The organism is Microcoleus sp. S1D4, from assembly GCF_036700765.1.
Classification (GTDB): Bacteria; Cyanobacteriota; Cyanobacteriia; order Cyanobacteriales; family Microcoleaceae; genus Microcoleus.
Genome location: NZ_JAUBPP010000012.1, coordinates 1 through 17,739, shown reverse-complemented (window position 1 = coordinate 17,739; position 17,739 = coordinate 1). Strand labels below are relative to the sequence as shown.

At 46.5% G+C, this 17,739-nt stretch carries 15 protein-coding genes, 1 tRNA gene and 1 pseudogene; 6 read left to right on the top strand and 11 right to left on the bottom strand.

Annotated elements, in window-relative coordinates; genetic code table 11:
* The first annotated feature begins 154 nt into the window (after nt 1-154).
* Both QT998_RS14290 and QT998_RS14285 read left to right on the top strand, forming a co-directional pair.
* Nucleotides 155-1,588 (top strand): phosphoglucomutase/phosphomannomutase family protein, encoded by a 1,434-nt coding sequence (locus QT998_RS14290; protein WP_333115136.1) that lies wholly within the window; start codon nt 155-157, stop codon nt 1,586-1,588.
* A gap of 422 nt (nt 1,589-2,010) precedes the next feature.
* Nucleotides 2,011-2,286 (top strand): LapA family protein, encoded by a 276-nt coding sequence (locus QT998_RS14285; protein ID WP_333115138.1) that lies wholly within the window; start codon nt 2,011-2,013, stop codon nt 2,284-2,286.
* A gap of 16 nt (nt 2,287-2,302) precedes the next feature.
* Here QT998_RS14285 and QT998_RS14280 read toward each other — a convergent pair whose 3' ends face one another.
* From QT998_RS14280 to QT998_RS14270, 3 genes are all read right to left on the bottom strand, one after another.
* Nucleotides 2,303-3,259: a hypothetical protein gene (locus QT998_RS14280; protein ID WP_333115139.1), complete on the bottom strand. Its 957-nt coding sequence runs from the start codon at nt 3,257-3,259 to the stop codon at nt 2,303-2,305.
* Nucleotides 3,260-3,414: 155 nt separating this feature from the next.
* Nucleotides 3,415-4,470, bottom strand: coding sequence for a hypothetical protein (locus tag QT998_RS14275; protein WP_333088375.1), 1,056 nt, complete (start codon nt 4,468-4,470; stop codon nt 3,415-3,417).
* Nucleotides 4,471-5,024: 554 nt separating this feature from the next.
* Nucleotides 5,025-5,699: an Npun_F0813 family protein gene (locus QT998_RS14270; RefSeq protein ID WP_333088376.1), complete on the bottom strand. Its 675-nt coding sequence runs from the start codon at nt 5,697-5,699 to the stop codon at nt 5,025-5,027.
* Between the two features lie 659 nt (nt 5,700-6,358).
* On the opposite strand from QT998_RS14270, the gene QT998_RS14265 reads away from it, so the two are divergent.
* From QT998_RS14265 to QT998_RS14250, 4 genes are all read left to right on the top strand, one after another.
* A tRNA-Arg gene (locus QT998_RS14265) sits at nt 6,359-6,432 on the top strand.
* A 443-nt stretch (nt 6,433-6,875) separates the two neighbouring features.
* The gene (locus QT998_RS14260; protein ID WP_333088423.1) at nt 6,876-8,402 is read left to right on the top strand and encodes a site-2 protease family protein; all 1,527 of its coding nucleotides are present in this window, start codon (nt 6,876-6,878) and stop codon (nt 8,400-8,402) included.
* 236 nt (nt 8,403-8,638) lie between these two features.
* Nucleotides 8,639-9,589, top strand: coding sequence for a PIN domain-containing protein (locus QT998_RS14255; RefSeq protein WP_194068072.1), 951 nt, complete (start codon nt 8,639-8,641; stop codon nt 9,587-9,589).
* Nucleotides 9,590-9,612: 23 nt separating this feature from the next.
* Nucleotides 9,613-10,281, top strand: coding sequence for a hypothetical protein (locus QT998_RS14250; protein WP_333088379.1), 669 nt, complete (start codon nt 9,613-9,615; stop codon nt 10,279-10,281).
* A gap of 165 nt (nt 10,282-10,446) precedes the next feature.
* Here the strand turns inward: QT998_RS14250 and QT998_RS14245 are convergent, their stop codons facing one another.
* The 8 genes and pseudogenes from QT998_RS14245 to QT998_RS14210 form a co-directional block, all read right to left on the bottom strand.
* Nucleotides 10,447-11,427 carry a glycosyltransferase family 2 protein gene (locus tag QT998_RS14245; protein WP_333115143.1) on the bottom strand — a complete coding sequence of 327 codons (981 nt, stop codon included), beginning with the start codon at nt 11,425-11,427 and terminating at the stop codon, nt 10,447-10,449.
* A 288-nt stretch (nt 11,428-11,715) separates the two neighbouring features.
* A complete protein-coding gene (locus QT998_RS14240) occupies nt 11,716-12,930 on the bottom strand; it encodes a response regulator (protein WP_333088383.1) in 1,215 nt (404 codons plus the stop codon).
* Nucleotides 12,931-13,421: 491 nt separating this feature from the next.
* Nucleotides 13,422-13,652, bottom strand: a complete 231-nt coding sequence (gene yidD / locus QT998_RS14235; protein WP_194012858.1) for a membrane protein insertion efficiency factor YidD — start codon at nt 13,650-13,652, stop codon at nt 13,422-13,424.
* Nucleotides 13,653-13,662: 10 nt separating this feature from the next.
* On the bottom strand, nt 13,663-14,319 hold the full coding sequence (locus tag QT998_RS14230; RefSeq protein WP_442921977.1) for an NADPH-dependent F420 reductase: 657 nt from the start codon (nt 14,317-14,319) through the stop codon (nt 13,663-13,665).
* A gap of 2 nt (nt 14,320-14,321) precedes the next feature.
* Nucleotides 14,322-15,263, bottom strand: a complete 942-nt coding sequence (gene truB / locus QT998_RS14225; RefSeq protein ID WP_333115146.1) for a tRNA pseudouridine(55) synthase TruB — start codon at nt 15,261-15,263, stop codon at nt 14,322-14,324.
* Between the two features lie 579 nt (nt 15,264-15,842).
* Nucleotides 15,843-16,580: a calcium-binding protein gene (locus QT998_RS14220; RefSeq protein ID WP_333115148.1), complete on the bottom strand. Its 738-nt coding sequence runs from the start codon at nt 16,578-16,580 to the stop codon at nt 15,843-15,845.
* 64 nt (nt 16,581-16,644) lie between these two features.
* Entirely contained in the window at nt 16,645-16,866 is a 222-nt protein-coding gene (locus tag QT998_RS27505) for an allophanate hydrolase-related protein (protein WP_442921976.1), read from the bottom strand.
* 630 nt (nt 16,867-17,496) lie between these two features.
* Nucleotides 17,497-17,739: pseudogene (locus QT998_RS14210) on the bottom strand (photosystem II q(b) protein); the annotation flags it as partial.

Sequence of the window (17,739 nt, the reverse complement as noted above, 5' to 3'; positions counted from 1 at the left end):
ATCGGGCCCACACAAGGATAGGATCGGGTTGATTGGGCTTGGCGCGGGTATTCTTGCTGGCGATCGCTTCGGCGCACCTCAAAAAGACCGCGGCCACTACGTCTTTAAAGCTATGCCTTCGGGTAGGATTAGTAGGACGAGAGGAAGTGATAAAATGAGCGCCAGCAATTCAACAGAAATTAAGTTCGGAACCGATGGGTGGCGAGGATTGATTGCCCATGACTTTACTTTTGCCAACGTGCGAAAAGTCACTAGGGCGATCGCCAGTTACCTCGAAACCGCTTACACCAAAGACCGCCCAGTTCTAGTCTCCTACGATACCCGCTTTTTGGCAGACGAGTTCGCCCGCACGTCGGCGGAAATATTGGCAGATTTGGGATGGACTGTGCTTGTGGTCGATCGAGATTGTCCGACACCAGTCATCGCCTACAGCGCCAAGCATCTAAACTCCGCAGGCGCTTTGATGTTCACCGCATCGCACAATCCCGCACCTTACTGCGGCATCAAATACATCCCCGACTACGCCGGCCCGGCTACCCCAGAAATTACCGATACAATTGTGGCAAATATTGCTGGTGCTTCTGATGCGCCAGCAATCGGTAGCCACAACGATAAAATCTCCACTTTCGATCCGAAACCCGAATATCTGAAGTTTCTTTATGCCTCGATCGATGTGGAGCGGATTCGCTCTGCTAAGTTAAAGGTCAAGTACGACGCTCTCTATTCGACTTCTCGCGGTTATCTTGACGAAGTTTTGGAACACTGCGGCTGTGATGTCGAAAGTTTTCACACCTACCGCGACGTGCTGTTTGGTGGCGGAATGCCCGAACCCAAGGGCGAACAGTTAGTCGAGTTGGTGGAATCTGTTAAAAAAGATTCGGCTGATTTAGGTTTGGCCACCGATGGCGATGCCGATCGCTTTGGTATTGTTGATGAGTTGGGAAATGTCTTGACTCCAAACACTGTGCTGTTGCTCTTGGGCCGCCACTTGGTTAAGAATAAAGGCTTGACTGGGGCGATCGTCCGTACCGTCGCAACTACCCACTTGCTCGACAATATGGCCGCCAAATACGGTTTAAAAATCTACGAAACTGCAGTCGGTTTTAAATACATCGGCGAAAAAATGCGGGAAACTGCGGTACTCATCGGAGGCGAAGAGTCTGGCGGTTTGAGCGTTTTGGGTCACATCCCCGAAAAAGACGGGATTTTGGCTGATATGCTAGTTGCTGAGGCGATCGCCTACGAAGGCAAACCGCTTTCTCAGCTAGTCGAAGAAGCCATCAAGGAAGCCGACGGCCCCCTGTACAACAAACGCTTGGACTTGCACCTAGAGGAAGCTCACAAAGCAGCCGTTTTGGATTCTTTTACCAAGAATCCCCCCACGGAAATAGCGGGTATTGGCGTTAAGGAAATCGGCCGCAAAGACGGCATTAAACTTTATCTAGAAGACGGCGGTTGGGTACTGCTGCGGCCTTCGGGAACCGAACCTTTGATGCGCGTTTACATGGAAACCAACTCTGTGGAAAAAGAAACCAAAGTTGCTGAATACATGGAAAAGGTCATTTCCCATTTAGAACCTGCTGCTTAAATTCTAACTTATCCCAATGCGGGGCATTTCCCTAAGCCTTGAGATTGTAAGGTGCGCGCAGCGCGCACCTTACCTATTCTTGAGTCCCTAGTCCCTCGGGTGTGCCAGCAATCATCCACTCTGTATTTAGCCAAGATTTTACAACTGACGCACCCTATTAAAATATTACAATAACTAAAATTAATCATTGATACTGCTCGGCCAGTTATATACTTGCAATACAGTTGGATTTGTTAAAGTTTATTTTTATTTTTCTTGGTTTAAATTAAAAATAACCTAATTTTTTTAGTATCTACTTGACTTTTTCGGGAATTTCGTTGTATATTATCTAATAATGGGATGGTTGCAAAAATAATATTTTGACAAAAATTTCTATTATTAAAAAATAATATCAGTTAAATTATTAGCTTGTCAAGCCTTTTATGAAAACAATTCCTCTACTCGCCATTAGTTTTTTAGTAGCAATTTTAGCCAGCGCGATCGGCATAATCTCTGTACAGAACGCGGCCCCAGTATCCTTAAACTTTATCTTTTTTAAATCCATACAAATGCCCGTAGGATTAGTATTGGCGTTGAGTATTAGTGCAGGACTGATCGGCGGTGCGCTGCTGCAACCGCTGTGGAACCTTTCAGAGTCCCAAGGTTCGCGTGCCAACTTTCAGGCAAATTCACAAGACTCCGACACCGCAGAATATTAAGTTAATTGCTGAAGGCTTAGATCGAATACACCTGACCGTCAATCAACAGCCGAGTAATTCCCTTAGCTAGCAGGTAAGGCGCAGCTTTTTGCAGCATCCGGCCGTCAGGAATTTTGAAAACTCTTTGATTGCGAGTGGCAAATCGGCGCGCTACTCGGTGATTGTCAAATACTGGTAGGGTTTTCTCGCGAATTTCGATCGCCGGAATTTGACCGAGTTCGCCAAAAGCTTTCAGAGGTCTAGTGATTAACTCGGACGCCCGATCGACTACTAAATAGCAAATTTGGGGCACAGACGCTTCGCTTAAAGGCAAAACTTCAATCAGCCCAGTAGCCCGAAATTCGCTCGAATCCCCCGACATCGAACCCAGCAGACTGGCTTCAAACAGAGAATCTTCATCCTCTAAATCTTCGTCGAAATGGTCTAAATCGTCCGCGTCGTCATCATCTAAATCGTCCTCATCTAAATCGTCCTCATCTTCCTCGAAATCGCTAAAATCTTCACCCGCCACCTTTTCTGCTTCTAGCAGCACAGGCTGCTGTCCCCCAGTCACAGCAGCGCTGTCGCTGCTATCGACATCGGTTGATAAAGTATCTGGCAAAGCCGAAACCAAATCCGACTGGGCGGCCGATAAAGAACGCTTTGTCAGAGTAGGCCTCGAATTTGAGGCTGACTTCGGGACAGGGACTGACTCCGACAGGGTGACAACAGCCGGATCGGTTTCGCCCTCAGCCGCCGACTCGGCAGTTATATCTGTCGGTTCAGAAACAGCGCTGCTGGCGGAGGAACGCTTTTGTTTTTGCTGGACTAGAAATTCGTATTCCGACTCCGACAAAGCGCCCTGAATGATGCGCCTGACTGTCGAACTACTTACTCCGTAGCGCTTTGCTAGAGTGATAGTATTCTCGTCTGACTGTCGGTACAGCCGCAGGAGTTCCCGTTTGTCTGAATCGGAGAGTTTTGTAGGCGTCATGCCAAGTTTTCCAGCAAAAAGATATGAAAAAACGCAGGAAGTGCGATCGGCGAACTGTGATTTTTCATTTGTGATTTCAAGTTGAGAGAGGCAGGCGAGCGTAAAAAAGCTTTCGCCTCCCCATCTCTTGTTTCGGACATCCCAGTCTCCAATCGCTACGCAGCGCGGCGACTCCGCCTGCTCTGGCGAGAACGGGTTGAGATGTCATGTTCCAAGATAGCTCCTATTCCGAACAGGATGGCGCTGAAAACAAAAAAGACTTCCAGCAAACTACCGCTTTGATAACTACCCTCAGCCTGAGTATCGCGCCATTTAAAGTACATATCTGCGACGTAAAGCGAAAAAGTTGCAGCCGCAATCATTCGCCAAGATTGCGAAAAACGTCCTCCCCAAAACGCCAGCAGCAGTGCAGTAGCGATAATCAGCAGGAAAACGTCCCCGACGATGTAAAACAAATTGATTGCATAGGCGTAAGGCGACAGTATTTTGTCAAGTGCTACAATCCATCCTGGAGCTTTAGTTGGTTCTACTGCTTCTTCAGGTGCCTCTACAGCAGCGGCCGCAGCCGCTCCTTTTGTCTTTGACTTGGACGAATCCAAAGCAGGGGCGGAGGCTGTTGGTTGGGTTGCTGGATCGGTTTCTGTTAATATTTCTAGACTCGGTGGCGGAGCCATTCCTAGCTGCGCTCTCCAAGAGTTTGGTGCCGCAACCCAGATAGCTACGGCAATTCCGAAGGCTGCAATTCCTGCTAACAAACCCCACTGCCAAATTTCTAAATTCAGCCGCTTTGAAGTCACGGCGGCAACCATGCCCCCAATCAGTAGCACGTAACTGCCCAAATAAAAGGCATCGGCTGGGGAAACGTCCGGGTTTAACTCGAAATAGAGTTCCCAAATCCCGAACAGCACTCCGCCTATAAAATAGAAGAGCATCCCTAGACCAATGCCCAGCCAAACGTTGCGCCCGCTGACCATGTGCGGGCTTTGCCAGTTTCTAAAACAAACTAAAGCTGCTCCTAGGTATGCTCCGCATTCAAAAACATAGGTGCCGATCGAGTACCAAAGAGGTAAGCCCTCTTCTGGTGAGAGGGGAACGCTGAACAGCAAAAAGAACAGCAGTGCCATTACAGCCCAGACAATGCCCACAATTACTAGGGTCTGAGCTGACAGTAAAGATGCAGATGTAGATGACTTTTCTGAAGTGCTACTCATAGGGATTTCACGAAACCTAACTAGCGGTTGAACCCACCCCATCTCAATTTGTGATTGTAGATGAGGATTCTTTCGCCAAATAACCTTTGTCTGACGCTCCCGGAAAAACTGGCGTCCTCAGCGTGCCGTCGGGACTTTTGCCCTCGTACACTAAGAGAAAGACTAAGCAAGAATAATATCTATTTACTAATTCGAGGAATTAGTTGTTAGTCGATCTTTTGTCCGGAAATAATAATAAATGATAGAAGTAAGGTCTGTGTCTTCACCATTAAGGCTTTTACAGTACCAAATCCATCTCTGAAATCATACCCTCAAATGTTGCTGTCTCTGTTTTTTTTGTTTCGCACTACCCCAATCAGATCGATGATTGTGAGTGGGGACTGCGATCGAAATTTAGTTAAATTGCTAGACTGTAGGTGGCACCAAAACCGACTCAACAATTTGGTTGTTCGTACAAGTTGGCATTCCCACGTGTATATCCCGTACCCCCTACAGTGCAATTATCTCAGCTTAATTATCTGCTGCCAATTGTCTGAGCAATTGTCAAAGATTGTTTATGCTGCAATCCATAACTTGTTGAGGGCTGATTGTTTCAGCCAATCTAAAAATTGAGTGCGCTCCGGTGCTGGCATATCTTGCAGTACATCGCTCACTCCCTCAGCGAAGCCCGTATCGCCAAAATATGATTTGCCCAAACGGTGGAGTTCTTGCAATAAGGTTTTGAGATGTTGCTCTTGCCAAGGGGGCACCTTATGATTTTGCAAGGGACTAACGGTCAGCCAATTTTTGATCGCATCAGCCGAGTCTGCCTGGGGGAAGTTGCCCTGCTGAAATATCTTGGCGATATCTTTCTGAAACGATGCGGCTTGCCTTGCGCCTAAGAGGTCTTCTACATCGAAGTAAACAGCTTGGAGCAGCAGCAGGCAACCCTGCGCGAACAGCGGTGATGATGCAGATTCTGTACCTGCTTGTTCTTCACCCGCAAGCTGATCTAAACGGACTTTTCCCCAGACGCTATACCTATCCGGCTCTTCTAGCAGAACGCAGGCTTTGCCTCGATTGTCGGTTAAGTCCCGCCACAAGGCTCTGGCGTCTTCTGCTTGTTTGCCGTTGAAGGCGCTGATCAGGCGAAAAGTCTGCCCCTGATAATTGAGAATGGGAATTTGTTGATCCCGTTTTGGATGTTGATAATTGGTTATTTCAACGTCCTGCCGTTTCAGAATAAACATGACACTGCGATTTGACTCCTGTCATGGCCGAGGTGCTGTGCTTGTGAGGTTCCCCTAGCCTTTAGGTTTGGGGATTCTTGATTTAATGAGTCCACTTACATTAGCAGGATTGCCCTCCTCAAGCGTTGCGATCCTTTTTTTGCTAACTAATGCTAACAAATTTCTCAGTTGAGATTGTTTCTCAACCATGGCGTTTCAACTAATGCACTAAGGAAAAAATTCCCCGCGCACCAGGGAATGCTGTACTGGCAACGCTTGATTTTCGCGATCGTACCGATCGGGCGATCGACTATTTTGCTTTGATGTCGTAGAGGAACCTTATATATTGGCTCCGTACCATCAGGGATTTGCACCTGAGTCTTTCACTCCTAGTTCTACCACATTTTGATCAAATATCAAGTTGAGCCGAATGTTACCAAACATCGCTCATGAGCGACAAGTTAGTCACTGAGGATCGACTTGTGACTCAAATCCAGAGACTAGATCTGGTTTTTTGGTAATACGATCGCTCCTATCGTCTCGGTTTTTGACATTGAGGGCGATCGCCCTTGATGCCCTATTTTTGTAGATCAAACCGATTTCTGGATAAATTATCAGATATTTACTTGCTCGATCGCACACTGCACCGATACAATAATGTTGTTAGCGATTTTTGAGTTGGGTGCGTAACTCAGTTGGATAGAGTAGCTGCCTTCTAAGCAGCGAGCCGCAGGTTCAAGTCCTGCCGTACCCGTTAAAACAACACTATACACAGCAATGCTTTCAGACGTTTTTGATTTGAATGGCGAGACTGGTTCAAACCTTGTTTGTCCTGCATTTGTTCCGAATTCGGTCATCCCGCACTAAGTCAAATCTGTAAAAAAGTCCCGCCGGCCCAACTGCTACCCATTTTCCCGCTTCCCGATCGACACTACTCATCTCCGCATCTATTGGTCGCCGTCGGTGTATTATCATAAAAAAACCATCGTGTCAATAGCCTGTCGCTGGCAAAGTTAAAACAGCGACCGCTGTTGTGGGCCGAGTAGCCCTCAAGAGTTATCCTTAGTTCAGGCTAGTTTCCGACAGGTTTGGATAATGATCCCAGCAAATATATTGTATATTCCCCAAGATTTAATGCTATTGCCCTACGACACCGCGATCGATCGATTAAAGCCCCTATTAGCCCAAGCAACCGGAATGCCACTAATTGCATCGGACAATACGGCAACAATTGCACTCTTATTGCTTTCTGTGGGAATTCTGGGTTGGGGATTTTATCGCGCCAGAGATCAAGGCAAACTAGGAATTTTGGCTTGGTTGCAGTCAGTGGCGCTGATGACTCCTTGGCTGCTGTTCTTTGGTTTGTTCGCCGCCGGGATTTACCTCAATCTAGTGGCAGTATTGTTGCTGCTGGTGGCATCCACAGGATTATACATTTATCTGGGCCGGCAATTGCGTCAGGCTGCCTTGGATGCAGTGCTAAAGTCGCGCGATACTGCCCAAGAAAAGCCCCAAACCGATGGTTTCTCGCCCCCCGACTCGCAGCCGACATCAGCCAAAGAAACGATTAAAACCGTCACCTCGCCACCAGGAACCAATGAAGTAGAAATAATTCCTGTTCCTGTTGAAGACCTCAAGGCAATTCAAGGCATTTTTGGCATTGATACTTTCTTTGCCACAGAAACAATTCCCTATCAAGATGGGGTAATCTTGAAAGGCAATCTCCGGGGAGACCCCGAACAAGTACACTCGCGTTTGACCGCAAGTTTGCAAGCAAGATTAAACGATCGCTACCGCCTATTTTTAGTAGACAATCAGGACGAAAAGCCGGTAGTTATTATCTTGCCAAGCACAAATGACCCGCAGCCAACTACCGTATCTCAAAAAATCCTAGCAGTCGTGCTGCTGCTGGCAACAATTGCTACTAGCTTGGAAACTGGCGGTTTGCTGCTAGGTTTCGATTTCTTTGGTTCTCCGCATCGATATCTAGAAGTTCTGCCAGTGGCGGCGGGAATTTGGGCGGTTTTAGGATCGGGAGAAATTGCTCGCCGAGTGGTAGCAAATAAATACAATGTTGGTTTGAGTTGGCCGTTTTTTATACCAACTTTGCAAATAGGTTCTTTTGGGGCGATCGAACGTTTTGAGTCGCTGCTTCCCAACCGTAAAGTTTTGTTTGATATCGCTTTTGCCGGATCGGCGGCTGGCGGAATAGTTTCTCTCCTAATGCTGATTACAGGTTTGCTGCTTTCTCACCCCGGCAGTTTGTTTCAAATTCCTGCAGAATATTTCAAGGGCTCGGTTTTGGTGGGGGCTTTGGCAAAAGTGGTGTTGGGTTCGGCTTTGCTGCAGCCGATTGTTGACGTTCACCCACTGGTAGTTATCGGTTGGTTGGGCTTGGTAATCGTGGCGCTTAATTTGATGCCTGCAGGACAGTTGGATGGGGGTAGAATTATACAAGCAATCTACGGCCGCAAAATTGCCAGTCGCGCGACTTTGGCAACGTTTGTAGTGCTGGCGATCGCTTCTTTAGTTAATCCCTTGGCTCTATATTGGGCGATCGTGATTCTGATTTTACAGCGGAATCTGGAGCGGCCGAGCCTCAACGAACTGACTGAGCCTGATGACGCTCGTGCGGCTTTGGGTTTGCTAGCTTTGTTTTTGATGATTGCTGCGCTTTTACCCTTGACTCCGGCTTTGGCCGGCCGTTTGGGAATCGGGAACTAACAGCAGCCGCCGGTCTTTGGTAACAGACTCTGGCGTTGCAGTAAATTAGTCAAATCTAGGAATTAGGCGATCGAACTGGGGAACTGAAGGCGACGGTATTCCTAACTACTAATTTCCAATTAAGGGCGCGGCCCCTAGCAATTTATCTTTTACCGAAAGTAGATTTTTGAACAACCCAAAATTTGTTTAAACTCGATCGAGTTTAAATAACTTATCTGAACATCTAGGATAAAGTCATGGCTAATCAACTTCCTCCTATATTGGTAACTTTTGATGCAGATGTTTTGATGGCTGGCAGAACCCAAGTTTGGCAAGAATATGCCAAGGTGGGAACTTGCTATATCCCGGAAGTAGTGTACGACGAAATAGATCGTCTTACCGGCGAAGCGGTGGAACCGGCTATCGAACAAATCGCTAAGGAATTTATGCGCTTTTTTGCCGAAAGCGGCTGGATTGCAACTGACGCTCAAGAGACGCACCGAGGTCTTGAACCTTCGATCAAAAATCAAAGCAAGCAAGCAATGCTCGTGGTGGCGACGGCTCAGTGCGTTTACGGTTTGGCTCAGGAACACCCGGAGGCTTTGTTGATTTTTGTGTCAAACAGCCAGCCTCTACTGAAGCGGCTGGCTTCTGTCGGGGCTGCGAATCTCTGCGGGATTACCGGGGCGATGCTGTTAAATTGGGCGAGGAAAGGGGAACGCCCGCCGGCGGTGACTCAGCAATTGCAAAGCTTGATGCGTACCCTCGCCGATCGCCAATCGACTCAGCGCTCTAACAGCAGAATTCAGGATGTTGCTGTCGGTAAAACCGGGACTTCTGCTAGCAAGTTCACGGGGATGCGCGGCACTTCTGAGTTGAATTCGCCGATCGCTTCTACTAAAACTAATCACACGGGTTTCACTGGGAACCGCAGTGCGACTCCGCGCGCCAAAAAGCCGCCCCGCATTCGCGAGGAGTCTAGAGATTACGAGCCGGCTGTATATCGGATGAAAAATATTACGCCACCTAAAAAAAGAAATAGCAGTTTTTTGTCTGGTGCGTTCAATTTTTTGGGAGCGTTATTTTTCTTGACGGTGGCGGTGGGTATTTTGTGGCGAGTATTTGATGTTAAGGGTTTTAGAAAAACTTTTGTGCCCGCTCTACCGCAGCCCGTGCAACAATTTGTTAAGTCTATCGACCCCAAGTAATCGACAGTGTCACTCTTTTAACAATGTTGAACAGGAACGAAATAATTGGTCAATTTGCCTATATTATTGCGAGTTGTGCCTATGCTTTAGTGTTTTTTGTGCTTCTTCCCTTCACACAGTATGATACGCCACCGGTTTGGATTGTGGCAATGGCGATCGTCCTGATTGTAGCAATGAATTGGCTGCTGTCTTCATCGTTGCTAGCTGGGTGGAGTTGGGTGGCTGCATTATTTGCTTGTCAGCTCGTACTGATATTTTTTGGTATCGTGTTTCTGGGAGATGGGCTGGTACTGCCAAGTTGTTTGTTTTTCGGAACTATGGTACTAGGAGTTGCGAGCGTTTATACCAATTTCTTGCCACAAAAAACTCTGCTAATGGTGGGTTTGTTGACGGTATTTTTTATGGCTTCAATGTACTTATCTGTGATTGGTGGCTATGTGCTCAAAGGCAAAAATCCGTTTCATGGTTCTTCTACCCAGATGCAGCCGCTGTTGAATCAAAAAGTAGAAATTATCACCGACAATCCCAAACAATTGTATTTGAATGGCAGAACTGGGGAACTCACGCATATTAACCGTTATGAGGTGACAGTGAAGCTAGATGATGAGACATTGATCTGGCCTTATGTCTATGTTTGGTGGCAGGATATCCAGGCGGCTAACGAACAGAAACCTTCAACAGTTGAGAGTTGAAGCAAATATGGGTTCTTAGTCTTTAACAACGCTGAAAAACTTGGTTTCACCCGCCCTAGTGTGTCATATCAATTCCGGTAACACCGGAATGATTTTAACTGTTAACTGTTAACTGTTAACAGTGAATTGACTATTCCGATTGTTGACAGACAATTTAAAGCCAAATTAGATCGCCAGCATTGTCCACTGCATTAACTGCTGCCACTCAGCAGATTGAGCTAATAAATCTGCATCGAATTCATTCCCCGCATCCCGCGAAAATTCTGCAAAACAGTCCGCCCAATTAATTACTGTTTCCACAGGCAAATAAGGCGTATAATTCCAAGAACGCTGCAAAAACTCTACCATTTCAACAGAATGCCCGGTACGGTACAAATACCAAGCAATCCAAACTAAGGTACTGTACTTGATTTGCTTTTCCAACAAACGTATTTTATCGGGCAATTCGGGGCGGGCAAAAAAATTGTCCGTGACGGCTGCGAGGGATTTAGCCTGCGGTAAACCTTTGTACATGGCGCTTTGTTCGTGCTGGCGGTAGCAAACAGTTATTTGCTGCAGCCAATCTGCTTCGCATCCCATTAAGGCTAAACGCAGCACTAAATCTGTATCTTCTGCTGGGGGAAATCGAGGGTCAAATCCGCCGGCGCGCTCTAACCAATGGCGGCGAAATACCATCGCGCTAGGTAATACTGGTTTCCACCGCAGCCACATTTCTAAGTCTAATTTAGGGACGTTTTGCCAGGGTTGGACATCTTTTATCGGTTCGCCTGTACTGGTGACTTGACGCCAGCCACTGTGGACTATTCCTAGATTTGGTTGCGCTGCAAATACAGCCATTTGTGCTGCTAATTTGTGGGGTAAAAAGTAGTCATCTGCATCGAGAAAGGCGATGAATTCTCCTCGGGCTAGCTCAATACCGCGATTTCGGGCGATGGAAACTCCTTGATTTTGTTGGTGAATGTAACGAATTCGATCGCCATATTGCTCCAAAATTAATCTGGTGTCGTCTCGGGAACCGTCGTCTACTACAATAATTTCCCAGTCTGTATAGGTTTGGTGCAGCACGCTATCTACGGCTTGGCAGATGTAAGCTGCACAGTTGTAAGCCGGAATTACCACGCTTACCTGCGGGGTTCGATCGCTCATAGTTAAAATATTAAGTTTGATGGATTATAGCAATTCCAGCGAAAAATAAGGTATTGATTCCTCAATCCCTCAATCCGTCAATCTCTGATGATGTTAACCGCAGATTTCAAGCGTACAAACACTGATGGACGCAGATACATTCAATCTGGTTTGCGATTGAGTGCAACTCAAGTCTCATGACTGATGACTGTCACGGTTGAGAGCTTGCTTGCGGCCTAAATGCTTGTAGAGTGCGCCCGAGGCTGATCCACACGATCGGCAGCGATACTTTTTAAGCAGAATTTTGGTTCAAGAATTTACTAAGGTAAGTTGGTGCGAATTGAGTAAATCGTGGTGGCGCGTGGCTAAAGGGCTGCGATCGCCTTTTGCCTTCAAATACTTATCAGCTATTTGCACAACCTGTTCTGGACTCGCAGGCTTGCTCAAAAAATCGGAAGCACCTGTTAATTTTGCTCGCGTGCGGTCAATTATACTGGCTTGACCTGTCAAAAACACGATCGGAGTTTCGCGAAAAGCCGGTGTTTTTCGCAAAAAATTGCACAAAGCAAAGCCGCTTGTATTCGGCATCACTAAGTCCATAAAAATTAAATCAGGCTTGTGTTTGGCAATAATGCCCACTCCCTGCATCGGGTCTTGAATTTTTAGGACTCGATACCCTGCCGGCAATAAAATTTGCTCTAAAAATTCGCAGACTGTGGGACTGTCATCGATACAAGCAATCAAAGGGCGACCGGGGCGGGCGATCGCAGCGGCAAGGCGCCACTGTTCGATCGGCGATGGTAAATCTGGTACTGTGCGGAAATTTACTAAACCTTGCTTGATGTAATTAACTAAAGCGCGAGTTGCCACTGTGACGCACTGTTTTTTCTTAAATGCAATATCCCAAAGAGTATTTTCGCCGTTAAAGACGTTAGCCAAAGCCATCAAAGAATTAGAACTAAATCGATTTTTCTGCAATTCGGCGGACGCTTTTAAAAGCGGTGCTTGTTCTGGATCTACCAGCCACAGACCCATTGCTTTCCACTGCTGCCAAATTTGTTCTGTAGAACACAAAATTTGCTCTACTTCCGTTACGGACAGCATCAAAGTAGAGATAACTTTAGAAAAATATTTTGAAGAGGGACGCCACTCCCGGCGCAAACCCGATTGACCGATCAGAGCAAAGAACACTTCGGAAATGCTGCTGCGGACGATCGCCTTAGCTTGTTCCAGGCTCATTTCGCTGTCTGCTATCCCTCGTTGAAGCAGTTGATATTCCCAAAGTTCCCCAGCATCAAGGTCTCTAAGATCGACTTGAAAGTTGCGACAGTGTTGCCCGATCGCCCTGTACCAGCGCCTCGCCCTGTGCGATCCTCCTGTAGCATAAACCAAACAACCCTGAAAAAAGTAAAGTTGCCACTGTTGTTCCCCTTGTTCTAACAGGAGTTTCCCAGTTGCTTGTTTTTGGCCGAGCACGGCCATAGTATGGGACAACATTTTGTATCCGATTGCGGTAGCAGACATATCAACTCGCATCCCCTGTACTCTGTTTGTACCATTATATAGCTGCTGAGTTGTGAACAATAACAGTAATATTACTGAATTTTATTCATTTAAAAAAACTTGGTGCTGCGAATTTAACCGCATCATATCATGTCAGATCGATGACCATAACCAAAACGAATATGTGCCTAGAAGAGTACGCAACCGATCGAGCGTACTCTTGTCGGCACCGCTCCAATTTTGTTGTTATCAATACACCATACCCAGGATCGGGTCGGGGTATCAATCCCCTAGAATAATGCAACTCCTTTGCCCTGGTTGGAAACCCTTAATTCATCAGCCATTTTCAATTGTTCAATTTCAAACTTGGAGGGCGACTTGTCCGAGGAGCTTAGCCCAAGGAAGTCGAAGTATTTCAAATGGTATAATTCCCCTCGGGAGTGTTAGCCATGAGGGTGCAAAGCCTCTCGATCGCACTAATTAATAGCTAAAATTATGCTGATAACTAAAAATTAATTTTCCTCGTTATCCTTGGGAGGTACTGGATCGTAACCCCCAGGATGAAAAGGATGACAGCGCAAAATCCGCTTAACGGCCATTGAACTGCCGCGGAGTGTCCCAAATTTTTCTATGGCTTCGATCGCGTATTGCGAACAAGTGGGCTGAAACCTACAGGCGTTAGGTAAGTAAGGAGAAATCACCATTTTGTAGCATCGAATTAATCCGATCGGCAATGCTTTCACAATTTTCACCTCAGCGCTGGATTAAGTTAATCGCAAAATCTTGTCCCATACCGCTGAAAGCTAGGTTAATCCACAACATCCCCAGCGGTTTCCGCAATCGATCTTGCTTGAGTTCCCCGACATCTACAACTTCAAATCCGATGTTTTGCGCGAGATTAGTGACAATTTTCTTGGCATCTATATTGTCTCCGCAAATAAAAGCGGTTGCTGTTTGCGAACAGAAGTGCAAATTTTTTAAACAGCTTGCGCTGATGTTGTTAAAAGCTTTCACAACTTGCGATCCGATCGCCCATTTTGCAATTTCTTCTGCCGCCGAAGTTGTGTGTCCGATTGTCAGTCCTGCAGCAAGTCCAGCGGGTGTCAGCTCGATCGGATTTGTAGCGTTAATAATAATTTTTCTAGTCACATCTCCCGCAGCGGCGATCGCCTCTTGCGTGCCATTCCAAGGCGTTGCTAAGATAAAAAGTTGACCGTTACTGGCAGATTCTACAAGGCTAGTAGCTCGTGCATTTCCTATTGTAGAAGCTACAGCAGACTGTACTTTTGCGCTCTGCGGATCTCTGACACCAAATACAACCGAGTGACCTTTTTGACTTAAAATTCGTCCCAGAGTTCCGCCAACATTTCCCGCGCCAATTATACCTATTTTCATTTTTACCTCTTGGATAACTAAAGCACAATTTGAGGAGACAATATGGTACTTGTTTCTGAGGAAGCTACTTGACCGATACCTAAGAATTTACCATTTGTATCGTAAACTTGCAAGGGATAGGGAGGTTGGGGTATTAAGTTTAAGTTTGCGGGGGAATTGTTCTGTGTTTCCTGCGGTGTTATTGTTTCGGGAATGGGGAGGCGCTGTCCTTGAAACCAGCGTTTGGTATATTCAGGAGAAAGGACGATCGCGCCTAGGTGTCCCAAAACCACCGAGGGCAAAATCGGGCTGAATGTATTCTCCTGTATTTGCTGTTCCAATTGTGCAAAAGTGAGACTTTGGTCGATCGAGAAACCGCTGCTTTCGGTACGAGTCAAACAAGCCAAAGTACCGCCTGCATTCAACAGTGCGCCCAAGTCCCGCGCGATCGCCCGAATGTAAGTACCTGGCCCGCAGGCGATCGACAAATCCAACTCAGGAAAATCCCCCGGCCGCCAATCCAAGATTTCCAGCCGAAAAACCTCAACATTTCTAGCAGCCACTTCCAGAGTTTCGCCTTTTCTAGCTAACTCATAAAGACGTTTTCCTCCCACCTGAACCGCACTAAAACTCGGCGGAAACTGCTCAATTTTTCCCAGAAAATTCGGCAGTGCAGCTTGGACTTTTTCTAAACTCAAATCCGGCACAGGTTGAGAATGGATGATTTCTCCTTCTAAATCGTCGGTAGCGGTACTTAAACCAAACCGAATCGTACCTCGGTAAGCTTTATGGTGTTGGAGAAATTGCAGCAGTCTGGTTGCTTTACCCAGGGCGATCGGCAAAACGCCAGTCACCGCAGGATCGAGGGTTCCTCCGTGTCCGACTCGCTTGAGTTGCAATATTCGGCGCACTCGCCCCACGCAGTCGTGAGATGTCATGCCCGCAGGTTTGTTAAGATTGAGAAAACCGTCTATAGTCATTTGTCAGTTGGCAGTTGTTAGTTGGCAGTTGTTAGTTGGCAGTTGGCAGTTGTTAGTTGTTAGTTGTTAGTTGGTAGTTGTCAGTGGTTAGTTGGCAGTTGTTAGTTGTTAGTTATTTTAGCCTGAGCGAAGTCGAATGATCGTTATCAATTATTAGCATTTTATGGGTCAGTTTTAGCTAATAATACATGATAAAAATGAACAAAAAAAGCAAGAATTACCCTTATCTATTAGTCATAAATCAATAGATATTAGCATTGTTTAGGGTGGTATTAGCTAATAACATATGATACAAGTAACTAGAAAAAAGGCAAAATTTGCCCTCTAATTCATCATTCATTATTCACCATTCATCCGTCATTGGTCATTGGTCAGAAGGAAGTTCGGCAACGGATTTTTTGACAAGTTTCAGGAATAGATGGAAGAAGGTAGAAGGAAGTTGAAAAGTTTTGAGATATCTTGGTTACTGACAACGCCCAAGCCTTACCTGAGTTGAAAACTTCAACATTAAAAACTTCAGATTCAAAAGTACCCGCAAGCTTAATTCCCAATTACCAATTCCCGATTATCGATTCCCAATTAAAAAATAAAGTCCGCCCTAGGGATAGAAGTAACTCCCAATACAGTAGCCAGAATTTCCTTGCTGCTTGTAATTTGAATAATTGTACTCGTCGAAGTTCCAGATCCAGCGAAAATATTGAGTTCGCCAAAGGTGAGGCCGGCACTCAAGCGAATTTTATCAGTACCAACAGTAAAATCGGTAATCACATCGCCATCTGCAAAACGCCCGATCGCAAAAGTATCATTTCCAGCGCCGCCAGTTAAAGTATCTCTGCCGCTATCGCCCGACAAACAATCATCGCCAATACCGCCAAACAGCGAGTCGTCACCATTACCCCCAAACAGGGTATCATCGCCCGCGCCGCCCAACAAAGTATCGCTGTCTTGGTTGCCAAATAGCAAATCATTGCCCTCGTCGCCGCTTACCGAGTCAGCACCTTTGCCGCCGTAGATAGTATCGTCGCCCGCGTTGCCAAAAACACTGTCGCGGGCTGAACCGCCAAACAGCAAATCATTGCCCGCGTCGCCTGTAATTGAGTCGTCGCCGTCGCCGCCGTAGAGGGAATCGTTTCCCCCCAAGCCGAAAATGCTGTCAGGCCCGCCCAAACCGAATATCAAGTCAGCGCCCCCAGTACCGCTGAGGGAGTCGGGGCCGCTGGTGCCATTCTTAGCCTTTACTGACCCTCCGGGGCTGGTACCACCGCTGGAGGGGGTTGGAGTTGTGATGATGATAATGTTAGGTACTGCTGATGGCATGATTTGGCACAGTGGTAGAAATTTGCCATTCTAACTTAGCTTAAAAGCCGGAGTTATCAGCTCGTCAACCGCCGAAATTAGAAATATCCATCGCACCTGCGACAGCATAAGATTCGCACAAAAAGCCCTGCACCATGGAGCCGTCCTCCAACATTAGCGTACCGATTCCCAGCGGCCACTTAATTTGAGCGACAAATCGGCCCAAAGTTGCGATCGACCCCTCCCAAACTTCGACGTTGGTAAAAGCAGCGGGAACCCCCCACGATCCTGCGGTATCGGTATCCAGAGTATTTTGGGTGCGATCGGTCTTCTTTTGTTATTGGAGAGGGGATGGGGCGATCGCTATTTGATTATTAACAGATAGATGTAGGGTGCATCACCTGTGATATCGTTTCCGCTTGTATCGGAATGATTTAACCTTATTAGTACGCAGAGTACACAGAGTCCGAGAATATATATCTGAATCATTCCGATGCTACCGGATTTGATATGACAGATAGTTTGGGCAAAAAATGCCAAAGTGACGCACCATGCAAAATATTTAATTAATAAATAGAGTGACCGCAGATAACAGACAGATAAACGCAGATAACTTCAAGAGAGGAGAGTGCATGAGTGCAAGAGGTTTCATAATTTTTTTTTAATCGCACTTCTGAACTTCTATCTCAACGATCGCATAAAAGCATTCAGCGCATCATATTGATCTGCCATCCGCGAATAAAACTCGATCGCAAGAACTTACCCATTAGACCAAAGAAACCGGGTTTTTTAGCTAATCTGTGGACTATAACGAAAAATTTTCGTAAAACCCGGTTTTTGACCACCCGTGCGTAAGTGCTAATACAAATACAGAATTTTCCCCAAACAAAAAGCGCCCCTATTTCTAGGAGCGCTTTTTGTAATCTCAGACTAAAACTTAGCCGTTGATAGAAGGAGCAACCATTGCTACGGGAGTCGTTTGGGCCGCAGCCAAGTCAAGCGGGAAGTTGTGAGCGTTGCGCTCGTGCATTACTTCCATACCCAAGTTAGCGCGGTTGATCACATCAGCCCAAGTATTGATACCACGACCTTGAGAGTCGATGATCGATTGGTTGAAGTTGAAACCGTTCAAGTTGAAAGCCATCGTGGAGATACCCAAAGCGGTAAACCAGATGCCTAC

Bases quoted from the DNA above. Each gene is read 5' to 3' on its own strand.
- QT998_RS14290 (WP_333115136.1), top strand. From the start codon at position 155: ATGAGCGCCAGCAATTCAACAGAAATTAAGTTCGGAACCGATGGGTGG.
- QT998_RS14285 (WP_333115138.1), top strand. From the start codon at position 2,011: ATGAAAACAATTCCTCTACTCGCCATTAGTTTTTTAGTAGCAATTTTA.
- QT998_RS14280 (WP_333115139.1), bottom strand. From the start codon at position 3,259: ATGACGCCTACAAAACTCTCCGATTCAGACAAACGGGAACTCCTGCGG.
- QT998_RS14275 (WP_333088375.1), bottom strand. From the start codon at position 4,470: ATGAGTAGCACTTCAGAAAAGTCATCTACATCTGCATCTTTACTGTCA.
- QT998_RS14270 (WP_333088376.1), bottom strand. From the start codon at position 5,699: ATGTTTATTCTGAAACGGCAGGACGTTGAAATAACCAATTATCAACAT.
- QT998_RS14260 (WP_333088423.1), top strand. From the start codon at position 6,876: ATGCCACTAATTGCATCGGACAATACGGCAACAATTGCACTCTTATTG.
- QT998_RS14255 (WP_194068072.1), top strand. From the start codon at position 8,639: ATGGCTAATCAACTTCCTCCTATATTGGTAACTTTTGATGCAGATGTT.
- QT998_RS14250 (WP_333088379.1), top strand. From the start codon at position 9,613: ATGTTGAACAGGAACGAAATAATTGGTCAATTTGCCTATATTATTGCG.
- QT998_RS14245 (WP_333115143.1), bottom strand. From the start codon at position 11,427: ATGAGCGATCGAACCCCGCAGGTAAGCGTGGTAATTCCGGCTTACAAC.
- QT998_RS14240 (WP_333088383.1), bottom strand. From the start codon at position 12,930: ATGTCTGCTACCGCAATCGGATACAAAATGTTGTCCCATACTATGGCC.
- truB (WP_333115146.1), bottom strand. From the start codon at position 15,263: ATGACTATAGACGGTTTTCTCAATCTTAACAAACCTGCGGGCATGACA.
- QT998_RS14220 (WP_333115148.1), bottom strand. From the start codon at position 16,580: ATGCCATCAGCAGTACCTAACATTATCATCATCACAACTCCAACCCCC.